Origin of the sequence: Roseburia sp. OM04-10BH, assembly GCF_003462605.1 — a bacterium.
Taxonomy (GTDB): Bacteria; Bacillota; Clostridia; order Lachnospirales; family Lachnospiraceae; genus Roseburia_C; species Roseburia_C amylophila.
Genome location: NZ_QTZI01000008.1, coordinates 48,669 through 60,972, shown reverse-complemented (window position 1 = coordinate 60,972; position 12,304 = coordinate 48,669). Strand labels below are relative to the sequence as shown.

At 43.4% G+C, this 12,304-nt stretch carries 9 protein-coding genes; all 9 read left to right on the top strand.

What is annotated here, in order from left to right; translation table 11 throughout:
* Positions 1-33 precede the first annotated feature (33 nt).
* Positions 34-1,629: a potassium/proton antiporter gene (locus tag DXB43_RS09420; RefSeq protein ID WP_117947427.1), complete on the top strand. Its 1,596-nt coding sequence runs from the start codon at positions 34-36 to the stop codon at positions 1,627-1,629.
* Positions 1,630-1,981: 352 nt separating this feature from the next.
* Complete coding sequence (locus DXB43_RS09415) at positions 1,982-2,491, top strand: RNA polymerase sigma factor (protein WP_117947426.1); 510 nt, start codon at positions 1,982-1,984, stop codon at positions 2,489-2,491.
* Between the two features lie 65 nt (positions 2,492-2,556).
* A complete protein-coding gene (locus DXB43_RS09410; RefSeq protein ID WP_117947425.1) occupies positions 2,557-4,695 on the top strand; it encodes a beta-propeller domain-containing protein in 2,139 nt (712 codons plus the stop codon).
* A 631-nt stretch (positions 4,696-5,326) separates the two neighbouring features.
* Positions 5,327-6,505: an aldo/keto reductase gene (locus DXB43_RS09405; RefSeq protein WP_117841996.1), complete on the top strand. Its 1,179-nt coding sequence runs from the start codon at positions 5,327-5,329 to the stop codon at positions 6,503-6,505.
* 159 nt (positions 6,506-6,664) lie between these two features.
* Complete coding sequence (locus DXB43_RS09400) at positions 6,665-7,672, top strand: deoxyguanosinetriphosphate triphosphohydrolase (RefSeq protein ID WP_117841995.1); 1,008 nt, start codon at positions 6,665-6,667, stop codon at positions 7,670-7,672.
* A 3-nt stretch (positions 7,673-7,675) separates the two neighbouring features.
* Complete coding sequence (gene dnaG, locus DXB43_RS09395; RefSeq protein ID WP_117841994.1) at positions 7,676-9,457, top strand: DNA primase; 1,782 nt, start codon at positions 7,676-7,678, stop codon at positions 9,455-9,457.
* Between the two features lie 136 nt (positions 9,458-9,593).
* Complete coding sequence (gene rpoD / locus DXB43_RS09390) at positions 9,594-10,706, top strand: RNA polymerase sigma factor RpoD (protein ID WP_117842067.1); 1,113 nt, start codon at positions 9,594-9,596, stop codon at positions 10,704-10,706.
* 3 nt (positions 10,707-10,709) lie between these two features.
* On the top strand, positions 10,710-11,504 hold the full coding sequence (locus DXB43_RS09385) for a tRNA (adenine(22)-N(1))-methyltransferase (RefSeq protein WP_117947424.1): 795 nt from the start codon (positions 10,710-10,712) through the stop codon (positions 11,502-11,504).
* On the top strand, positions 11,501-12,286 hold the full coding sequence (locus DXB43_RS09380; RefSeq protein WP_117947423.1) for a Nif3-like dinuclear metal center hexameric protein: 786 nt from the start codon (positions 11,501-11,503) through the stop codon (positions 12,284-12,286). The genes DXB43_RS09385 and DXB43_RS09380 overlap by 4 nt, the downstream gene beginning before the upstream one ends.
* The last annotated feature ends 18 nt before the right edge of the window (positions 12,287-12,304 follow it).

The following is a 12,304-nucleotide window of genomic DNA, read 5'->3' as shown; positions in this document are numbered from 1 at the left end:
ACGGGTAAATAAAAACAGGAAAGAGAGGTATTTATGACAAGCTATATTTTACTGGTAGCAGCAGTGATTTTATTGTGCCTGTCATTGAATAAAATGTCCAACAAACTGGGAATTCCAATGCTGTTGGCATATATTCTTCTTGGCATGATGTTTGGAACAGATGGAATTTTAAAGATTCCTTTTGATAATTTTACGATTGCCGAACAGATTTGTACGGTGTCCTTAATCTTTATCATGTTTTACGGTGGATTTGGAACCAACTGGAAACAGGCAAAGCCGGTGGCTGGTAAAGCAGTATTATTATCAACAGTGGGTGTTATATTGACCGCAGTAACAACCGGAGCATTCTGTCATTTTATATTGAAAATGGATTTCTGGGAAAGTATGCTGATTGGCTCTGTAATCAGTTCTACGGATGCGGCATCGGTCTTTTCAATCCTTCGTTCCAGACGGCTGAATCTTAAGAACAATACTGCATCCATGCTGGAGGTGGAAAGTGGTAGTAATGACCCATGTTCTTATATGCTGACCGTAATTATATTAACGATAATGAGCGGAAAATTAAGTGGTTCTTCGCTGGTTGTCATGATATTCTCACAGATTATTTTTGGCATATTAGTGGGGGTAGTTGTGGCACTGGCAGCAGCATTCATTTTAAAAAAAGTGAATTTTGCAACGGATGGATTTGATACGATATTTGTATTCAGTATGGCACTGGTATCCTACGCCGGAGCATCCATGATAAATGGAAATGGTTATCTGGCAGCATATATTGCCGGAATTATCCTTGGCAACACTCCCCTTCATCACAAAAAATCACTGGTGCATTTCTTTGACGGAATCACCGGATTGATGCAGATGCTGATTTTCTTCCTGCTTGGTCTGCTGGCATATCCATCCCAGCTGCCGAAGATACTGCCGATTGCACTGGCAATTGCGGTATTTTTAACATTTGTGGCAAGGCCGGTTTCTGTATTTGCTATCTTGATGCCATTCCGCTGCCCGGTAAAGCAGCAGCTTCTGGTGTCCTGGGCGGGGCTTCGTGGAGCGGCATCCATAGTATTTGCAATTATGGCAACAGTAAGCCCGGCATATACGAAAAATGATTTGTTCCACATAGTTATTTTCATTGTCCTGTTCTCTATCAGTATTCAGGGTACACTGCTTGGACTGGTGGCGAAGAAGCTTGACATGATAGACGAAAATGGCAACGTCATGAAGACCTTCAGTGACTACTCCGATGAAATGCCGGTGGAGTTTGTTAAAATCAGCATCAAGGCGGGACATCCATGGGAGAACCGCAAGATAAAAGACCTTGCTTCCCTGCCGGATTTATTACTGGTGCTGATTCTAAGAGGCGAGGAGCGTATCATTCCAAATGGCAACACGGTAGTGCTTGCCGGAGACAAGATTGTCTTAAGTGCTTTATCTCCGGAAGAAAATCTTGGCATCTGTCTGACAGAAATCCCAATCGAAAAAGACAGCAAGTGGATTGGAAAGCCATTATCCAGAATAAAACTGGGAGAAGAGAAGCTGGTTCTTGTTCTAAAGCGGAATGAGAAGGTTGTGATACCGAACGGAAATACTGTGATTCGTGAAAATGATGTGCTGGTAATCAGCCAGTTATAAATATGTTTTTTTGAATTTTGAAGAATAGCAGGAGTGTTCGCCGAAGTGCAGATGCATTTTAAGGGCTGTTAAGGGCACTTGGAATTTCGTTAGATATTAGGCAATGCCGGCACAAGGATGTGCCGGCAAGGTGCATAGGAACATGGATGTGACTTTGCACCGGTTGCCGGATATAAAAATGATTTTTCGAAATTCTTAGTGCCCTTTACAGCACTTAGACAGCATCTGTATTCGGTGAAGAGTACTGCTATTTTTAAAAATTTAAAAATATATGCAACAGAATGGAATTCAGCGACACTATATATATGAGACCGGTCAAAGGAAAGGACATAGGAAGGTATAGGGTGAGCATATGGAGCAGGAACTGCAGCTGGTGCGCAGGGCACAAAGTGGGGATACCGGTGCATTTGCACAATTATATGAAGGCGTTTATCAGGACTTGTATCGCTTTGCGTTATATGTGCTGAAGCATCCGCAGGATGCACAGGATGTGGTCAGCGATACCGTGACAGATGCATTTGCACAAATCGGGGAGCTTCGAAAGACAGAAGCGTTCCGGGCGTGGATATTCCGTATTTTAAGTAATAAGTGCAAACGTAAATTAAAAGAGTATGCGACCCGTCCGGAAGAGCTGACACCGGAGCTTTTAGAGCATCTGGGAAAATCCGGAATGGATGAGCATGCAGCAGTCCGGAGCCTGTTCTTTGAGCTGCCTTCCGAGGAACGAATGATTATCGCCATGCATTTATTCTGTGGGTATAGCAGCAAGGAAATCGGAAAACTGTTAGCCCTTAACGAAAATACCGTCCGCTCAAAAGAGAGCCGGGGAATAAAGAAAATGGTGGAGAAATATTGGAAGTGAGAAACGGAAGATATGCAAAAAGTCTGAAAAACAACAGAAAATTCAGATGAGATGGAGGTGCCGGTATGAATGAACAGGAGATTTTAACCCAGTTAAGAAAAGCGGCGGAAGAGATAGAGATACCAGAGACTCTGAAACCGGAACAGATAGAAAAACAATTACAGGAACAGAAAGCAAAACAGCAGCAGGAAAATCAGCACTTGGAACCGAAAAAATCGAAGAAAATAATTCCATGGCGCAGACTTGGAAGTATGGTGGCAGTGCTGGCACTGGTAGTATGCAGCGGAATTTATATAACAGTGACCCGTTTCGATAAGAATTCCGGTACAGGGCAGACGGATTCCGTAGCAATGACAGATACGCAGCAGACTGTGGGAGAAGCAGATGAAACAGGGTATGTGGATGTGGCAGCTCTTGGAACAATGTATCATCCTGCATCGGATTATAAGGAGGTATATCAGACCCTTCTTAAGGGGTATCAGCAGAATTGGATAGAAGATCTGGAAACAAGTGCGGAGACAAGCGAAGCTGCATCGGGAGCAATGAATTCCGGCAGTGACGAATATTACTACAGTGATGAAGCTAAGTACGGAAGTGCCGATGCCGATTTGCTGGAGAGCAGCAAGGAAGGCGGAAAAGATTATTCTACGACAAATCTGCAGATGGAAGGTGTAGACGAGAGTGATATTGCTAAAATTGATGGCAGTTACATTTATACGGTAGAGGATAAATACATTGTTATAACGGATATCCGGGATGGAAAATTAGAAGAAGTAACACGATTTCTCCCGAAAGACTGTGGCGCAGCAGACCGGGTGATGGAAATTTATGTGGATGGAGACCAGCTGATTCTGGTTGTGCAGGGCTATGAGACATCCTTGGGCGAAAGCAGCAAAGCTGGCTCTGATAAGGAAAACTCAGATAAAGAAAGCTCAGATGAAGAAATTGCTGTATCAGATGCTTCTGAAGACAGTGCATTCTGCTATAAAATGAATGGAAAAAGCACCACACAGATTCAGGTATACAGTATCGTAGACCGCAGGAATCCGGAATTTGAAGGAAGATTAATCCAGGATGGTTATTATAATACTTCCCGGAAAATCGGAGATGTAGTCTATCTTTTTACACAGTATCATATGACATCCGATGTGGTGGGATATGTAGAAAAGGAATATACCTCAGTGATTCCGAAGGTAAATGGAGAAAAGGTTGCCGCCGGTGAAATTTATCTGCCGGAGTCATCAGGAGAAAGTGGTATACTGGTTTCTTCACTGGATGTAAATAAGCCGGATAAAGTGCTGGACAGTAAGCTTGTAATCTCTGGATGTGCCCAGACTTATATCAGCAAAGATGCCCTGTATTTATATGAGGAAGATTATGATGGGGCAATGATTACCAATATTGCAAAATTTGCACTGGATGAGGGCAGAATCAGTGGTGTGGCGGCAACGGCAGTAAGGGGTTATGTCAGAGATACCTTTGCAATCAATGCCAGTGATGGATATCTCAGGGTATTGACCACCGATTATAGTACAGAGGATGAGGTGAATGCACTTTATATTCTGGATGAGAACTTGAAATTAACCGGACAGTTGACGGGCATTGCACCGGGAGAAGAAATCTATGCTGCCCGTTTTATGGGAAACACTGGTTACTTTGTAACCTACCGGAATACTGACCCGCTGTTTACCGTGGATTTATCAGACTCGGCAAAACCGGAAATTATCGGCGAACTCAAGGTGACCGGCTTCTCCGAATATCTGCATTTCTGGGATGATACACACTTACTGGGAATCGGCTACGAATCTGATGAGAAGACCGGAAATATAGAAAACATTAAGATTTCCATGTTTAATATAGAAAATCCGGGAGAAGTAACCGAAGAGGCAAAGCTGGTATTAAAGGATGTAGATTATAGCGAAGCATTATATGATTATAAGAGTGTCATCATTTCAAAGGATAAGAATTTAATCGGTCTGGTTTGTGAGGATTATAGCGGCAGCGGAATAAAACAGACCTATCAGATATATTCCTATGAAAACGGAGCCTTTAAGAAACAGGCAGAAATTCCGGGTATTAACGGAGCCAATTACGAGAATGTCCGTGGAATGTATAGTGGCAATGTATTTTACCTCTGGATTAATGATAACATTACATCCTATGACATGACCGATGGATTTAAAAAGATAAAGGAGCGGGAGTGATTCTTGCAAAACTTTCCCGATAGCTTTATAATGACAGTATATGTGCCGGGTGGTGGTATGAAAATATCATCACCCGGCAACTTATGCAGAATCGGTGACTGCGAACTGGAGAAATGATAAAAAAGATGGCAATCAATCCTAAGACACGAATATTTGATGATTGATACAGAATGTATTGTAATTCTTAGGATGCGTGTGTGTCTGATGTGAGGATGTCTTACCGCTGCTTTGACTGGATACGCCTTTTGTACGCCTGTAGCGAATACTGCTCCAGCTGCAAGGGGCTCTAAGAATTTTGAAAAAGCTATTTTATATATGGCAAACGGTGCAAAGTCACATCCATGTTCCTCTGCACCTCGCTGGTACATCCTTGTACCAGCGTTGCCGGGTTTTGCCAAAATTCTAAGAGCCCCTAACAGTCTGCACAAATGTATTCGCCTACAGGCGAACAGAAGGCAGTATCTTGTCAAACATTGGGAAGACAGACGCTCATAAACAAAGACACACACGTGTCATTAGAATTACAACATTCTGTAGTATAAAGCAAATATTTGCGTCTTAGGATGAATGCGTATATTTATCATTAAGCATTTCGCAGCAGCCATAACAACAAGTGCAAGGGAGAATAAACATGCAATATAGAGAAAATCCGGGAAACAAAGACCAGCTGTCCATCTTAGGCTATGGCTGCCTGCGTTATTCTAAGAAGGGAACCGCAATCGACCAGGAAAAGGCAGAGCGGGAGATGGCAGCGGCAGTGGAAGCCGGGGTCAATTATTTTGATACCGCATATACTTACGGTGGAAGTGAAGCCTGTCTGGGAAAATTTTTGGCAAAAGGCTATCGGGATAAAGTGAAGATTGCGACCAAACTGCCGCATTATTACATAAAAGCAGAAGGGGATATGGAACGGTATTTTAAGGAGCAGTTAGAACGCCTTCAGACGGATCATGTGGAATATTATCTGATGCATATGTTAAATGATATTGCAGCATGGGAGCGTCTTACAGAACTTGGTATACAGGACTGGATTGCAGAGAAGAAACAATCAGGACAGATTGGAAATATCGGTTTTTCTTTCCATGGAGGAGCAAATCAGTTTAAGAAGATTATAGATGCTTATGACTGGGATTTCTGCCAGATACAGTATAACTATATGGATGAGCATACCCAGGCAGGAACAGAAGGCTTAAAATATGCAGCAGCAAAGGGAATTCCGGTGATTATCATGGAACCGCTGCGGGGAGGCAGACTGGTCAACGCACTGCCAAAGGATGCCAGAGCCATATTTGCATCCGCAGAACCACATCGTTCCCCGGCAGAATGGGGACTCCGCTGGATATGGAATCATCCGGAAGTAACTGTGGTACTTTCCGGAATGAATGATATTGCACAGGTAGAAGAAAATGTGCGGATAGCATCAGATGCCACAGCAAATGCACTGACAGAAGAAGAACTGGAAATTTTTGAAAAAGTGAAGAAGTCAATTAATCAGCATATGAAAGTGCCATGTACCGGCTGCGGCTACTGTATGCCATGCCCTCATGGAGTAGATATTCCGACCTGTTTTGCAGCATATAATACACGCTATACCGACAGCTTTTATTCCGGTATGAAGGCATATATTATGTGTACCACTTTAAAGACAAATCCGACCAATGCTTCAAAATGCCGTCAGTGCGGAAAATGTGAGAAACACTGCCCGCAGTCCATTGCCATCCGACAGGAATTAAAACAGGTGGCAAAGAAGATGGAGAATCCGGTTTATAAGGTAGCAAGGGCGATTTCGAAGCGCATTGGAAAGTATTAGAAAAAATATTATGAAATTTTGTAAAAAATAAAGGAAATTTGAAGGTGGACACAGAATTATAATAGCAGAGGTCGAATGACGTCCTCATAATGGTAAAGATGATGGCAGTGCATTTACATCATGAAATGGTGATGTGACAGGAAGGGAGAAGATAAGGATATGACAATTCGGGAACGGATGGAGCGCATGGAGCATGAGATGTTAAGCCCTTATGCAGCATTAAGCGAGAATTCCAAAGGACGGGATTATCCGGAGGCACCTTGTGATATACGTCCCGTATACCAGAGAGACAGAGACCGTATTCTCCACTGTAAGGCATTCCGCCGTCTGAAGAATAAGACGCAGGTGTTCTTAACACCGAAGGGTGACCATTATCGTACCCGTATGTCGCATACCTTAGAGGTATCACAGAATGCCAGAACCATTGCAAAGGCACTGCGGCTGAATGAAGATCTGGTGGAAGCCATTGCATTAGGGCATGATTTGGGACATACGCCATTTGGTCATGCCGGAGAGCGGGTGTTAAATGAACTTTGCTCCGGTGGTTTTAAACATAATAAACAGAGCGTACGTATCGTAGAGAAATTGGAAAAAGGCGGACAGGGACTGAACCTGACCTGGGAAGTGCGGGATGGCATTTTAAATCATCAGACCAGTACGATGCCGCATACACTGGAAGGCAAAATCGTCCGTTTCTCCGATAAAATCGCCTATATTCATCATGATATCGATGATGCGGTGCGTGGAAAGATAATGGTGGAAGAAGATATTCCAATTGAGATACGGAAGGTATTGGGAAAGAATTCGGCAGACCGGCTGGATACACTGATTCATGATATTATAACCAACAGCATGGATAAGCCGGATATCATTATGTCCGATGAAATTTTCCAGGCAATGCAGGATTTACGGAAGTTCATGTTTGTAAGCGTATATACCAATCCCATTGCCAAAGGAGAAGAGACAAAGGCAGAAGGATTACTCAGCAAACTGTTTACATATTATATGGAACATCCGATGACAATGCCGGCGCAGTATACCGATATGATTGCGGAAGGCGAGGAGGAAGAACGGGTAGTATGTGATTATATCGCAGGAATGACCGACCAGTATGCAATTGCCAAATTCTCAGAATATTTTGTACCGAAGGCTTGGCAGGTGAATTAAGGAATGGCATATTATTCAGATGAATTAATAGAAGAAGTACGTTCCAGAAATGATATTGTAGATGTGATTTCCGGATATGTACGGTTGACAAAAAAAGGCAGCACGTATTTTGGACTGTGCCCCTTCCATAATGAAAAGACCGGTTCTTTTTCCGTATCACCGAATAAGCAGATGTATTACTGCTTTGGATGCGGAGCAGGCGGAAATGTATTTACCTTTCTGATGCAGTATGAGAACTTTTCATTCCCGGAAGCGATGGAGGCATTGGCAGAGCGTGCCGGAATCGAACTGCCGAAGCAGGAAATGAGTGCCCAGGCAAAGAAAGAAGCAGACAAACGCCAGATTCTGTTAGAGATTAACAAGGCAGCCGGCAAATATTATTATATGCTGCTGCGGAGTGGACACGGAAAACAGGCGTATGAATATTTTAAAAAGAGAGAATTATCGGATGCCACCATGCAGAAGTTTGGGCTTGGCTATTCGGATAAATACAGTGATGATTTGTACCGCTATTTAAGAAAGCTTGGATATGATGATGCAATCTTAAAGGAATCCGGTCTTGTGTCCATTGACGAAGTCCGGGGCGGACATGATAAATTCTGGAATCGTGCCATGTTTCCGATTATGGATGTGCATAATAAAGTAATCGGATTTGGTGGACGAGTCATGGGGGATGGCGAACCGAAGTATCTGAATTCGCCGGAGACCAAAATCTTTGATAAGAGCCGGAATCTGTATGCATTGAATTTTGCAAGACAGACCAAGAAACCGCAGATGCTCTTATGTGAAGGCTATATGGATGTAATTGCGCTGCATCAGGCAGGCTTTGACAATGCAGTGGCATCCTTAGGAACCGCGTTTACCAGTGGACATGCCAGTCTGCTGAAACGATATACGAAGGAGGTTTATCTTACCTTTGACAGCGACGGTGCCGGAATTAAGGCGGCACTTCGTGCAATCCCGATTTTAAAAGAAGTAGGGCTGACAGCCAAAGTCATCAACATGAAGCCGTACAAAGACCCGGATGAATTCATCAAGGCACTTGGAGCGGAAGAATACCAGAAGCGGATTGATGCGGCAGAAAACAGCTTTATGTTTGAAATCAGGATTTTAGAGCAGAAATATGATATGAAGGACCCGGAAGGAAAGACCGCATTCCAGACAGAAGTGGCAAAGAAACTGCTTGATTTTACCACGGAACTGGAACGGAACAATTATATGGAAGCTGTGGCGGATAAATATCATATGAGCTTTGAAGCACTCCGAAATCTGGTAAACCAGCTGGGCACCCAGGGAGGACTTGTAAAAGAGCGGACACCGCTTAAGAGTGGGCTGAATGAGAAGAAGCATAAGAAAGAGGACGGCATGAAGCAGTCCCAGAAATTGCTTTTGACCTGGCTCATAGAATATGATAATCTGTACGATAAAATCAAAGATATCATTACACCGGAAGATTTTACGGAAGACATTTTCCGTAAGGTGGCAGAGCTTCTCTACGAGCAGAAGAAGTCGGGTACTGTCAATCCGGCACAGATTATCAGTTTATTTGCAGAAGAAGAGGAACAGCGGGAAGTTGCAGAGCTCTTCCATGCGAGAATTCATGAAGTGGATTCTGCTGCAGAGCGGGATAAGGCGTTAAAAGAGACGATTCTGCGGGTGAAGGATAACAGCATCTCCTATCGTTCGGCGCACTTAGAACCTACGGATATGCAGGGCTTGCAACAGATTGTGGCAGATAAGAGAACCTTGCAGAATATGGAGAAAATGCATATTTCTATAGATTGAGGACAAAATACTATTTAGTCCCGTTTATATGACGAATCATGAGAGGATGAACAAGAAAATGGATGAAAAGATGGAAAAGACTACGAAAAAGACAACAAAAGCTGCAAAAAGTGCTCCGGCAGCAAAAGACGAAAAGATGAGCATTGAGGAGAAAAAAGCAAAATTGCAGGAAAAACTCCAGGAACTCCTTGCACTGGCAAAGAAGAAAAAGAACAGCCTTGAGTATCAGGAAATCAGCGAGTTCTTCAAGGACATGGAACTGGATGCAGATGAGTTTGAGAAAATCCTAGACTTCCTTGAGACCAATAACATTGATGTGCTTCGAATCATGGATGATGACGATATCGATGACGATATCATCTTAGATGACGAAGACGAGGTAGAGGTAGAAAAGATTGATTTATCGGTACCGGACGGCGTATCCATTGAGGACCCGGTTCGTATGTATTTAAAGGAAATCGGTAAAGTACCTCTTTTAAGTGCAGAGGAAGAAATCGAACTGGCAAAGAGGATGGAATTAGGAGACCAGGAAGCAAAGAAACGTCTGGCAGAAGCCAACCTCCGTCTGGTGGTAAGTATTGCAAAACGTTATGTAGGACGTGGCATGTTATTCTTAGACCTGATTCAGGAAGGTAACTTAGGTCTGATTAAAGCTGTTGAGAAATTCGATTACCGGAAAGGCTATAAGTTCTCCACCTATGCAACATGGTGGATTCGTCAGGCAATCACAAGAGCCATTGCAGACCAGGCAAGAACCATCCGTATCCCGGTTCATATGGTTGAGACCATCAACAAGCTGATTCGCGTTTCCAGACAGTTGCTGCAGGAGTTGGGACGTGAACCGACCCCGGAAGAGATTGCAGAAGAAATGAATATGCCGGTAGACCGTGTACGTGAAATCTTAAAGATTTCCCAGGAGCCGGTTTCTTTAGAGACTCCAATCGGTGAAGAGGAAGATTCCCATTTAGGAGACTTCATTCAGGATGATAATGTACCGGTACCTGCTGATGCAGCAGCATTTACCCTGTTGAAAGAGCAGTTAGAGGAAGTGCTTGGAACACTGACCGAGCGGGAGCAGAAGGTATTAACCCTTCGTTTTGGCCTGGAAGATGGACGTGCCCGTACACTGGAAGAAGTTGGAAAAGAATTCAATGTAACCAGGGAGCGTATCCGTCAGATTGAAGCAAAGGCACTCCGTAAACTGCGTCATCCAAGCAGAAGCCGCAAATTAAAGGACTATCTGGAGTAATATATGAATAAACTTTCAAAAAGAATGCAGGCAGTTGCAGCATTGGTTCAGAATACCATCTGCCTTGCAGATGTAGGATGTGACCATGGTTATGTTCCGATTTATCTGATCCAGTCAGAACGTATTGGGCATGCCATTGCAATGGATGTGAACCGGGGTCCGCTTCTTCGGGCAGAGGAGCATATCCGGGAAGTTCATTTAGAAGATTACATAGAAACCAGATTGTCCGATGGACTTACAGCGTTGGCTCCATCCGAAGCCGATGGTGTGGTAATCGCCGGAATGGGTGGAGCGTTGACGAAACGGATTCTTACAGAACATCCGGAAGTCTGGAAGAAGATGAACAATCTTGTGTTACAGCCACAGTCTGAAATAGAAGAGGTACGCCGTTATATTTATGCGGAAGGCTTTCACATTGAAGAAGAAGATATGGTGAAAGAAGAAGGCAAATATTACGTGATGTTAAGATGTGTACCGGGAAAAGCAGCACCGTTGACGGATGTTGCTTTTCGTTATGGTGAATATTTATTACAGACGAAAAACGAAATATTAAAACAATATTTAATAAAACAGAGACAGCAGTTCTCGGAAATCTTAAAGAAACTTGAAATCCAGAAGCTTATGCCGGAGCAAACTGTATTGCAGAAACCAGAATTGCTGCAACAATCTGCAACGCAACAGGATGAATTGCAGCAGAAAGAAGATGGCAGTACAAGACGCTTTGAACGGCAGAAAGAACTGGAAGAGAAACTTGCAATGATAGAAGAAGCAGAGCGTATCATGGGAGAAAATATATGAAGTGTGAACAGATACGGGAAATATTAGAGACACTTGCTCCTGTAGCAATGGCCTGTGACTGGGATAATCCAGGATTTCAGGTCTGCAGATGGGAGAAAGAGATAAACAGTATCTATCTGGCGGTGGATGCAACCGATGAAGTAATTGCGGAAGCAAAAGAACTTAAGGCTGATATGATACTGACGCATCATCCGTTAATCTTTGGTGGAATCAAAAATGTTCTTACCAGTGATTTTATCGGCAGAAGAATTTATGGACTGGCACAGCAGGATATGGTTTACTGTGCGATGCATACGAATTTTGATATCTGCGTCATGGCGGACCTTGCAGCAGATTACCTGGAACTAATGGAGACAGAACCATTGGAAGTAACCGGGGAGTGGCAGGGAAAATCCTGTGGTATCGGCAAAGTGGGAATGCTGCCAGAGGAGATAAGTCTAGGGGATTGCGGCAGGATTGTAAAAAGCCGGTTTCAGACAGAAGCGGTAAAAGTATTTGGTGATACCAGCCGTATGGTACAGCGTGCAGCAATTTGCCCCGGCTCCGGAAAGAGTGAAGTGGATGAAGCAATTGCAAAGGGTGCCCAGGTGTTGATAACGGGAGATATTGACCACCATACGGGAATCGACGCAGCGGCCAGAGGCTTAAGTATCTTAGATGCAGGACATTATGGATTGGAGCATATTTTTGTAACCTATATGGCAGAATATTTCAAGGAAAAATTACCGGAACTGAACATATACAGCCAGAAGTTACAATCTCCGTTTTCCTATATTGTATAAATAGTAATCAAAGAAATG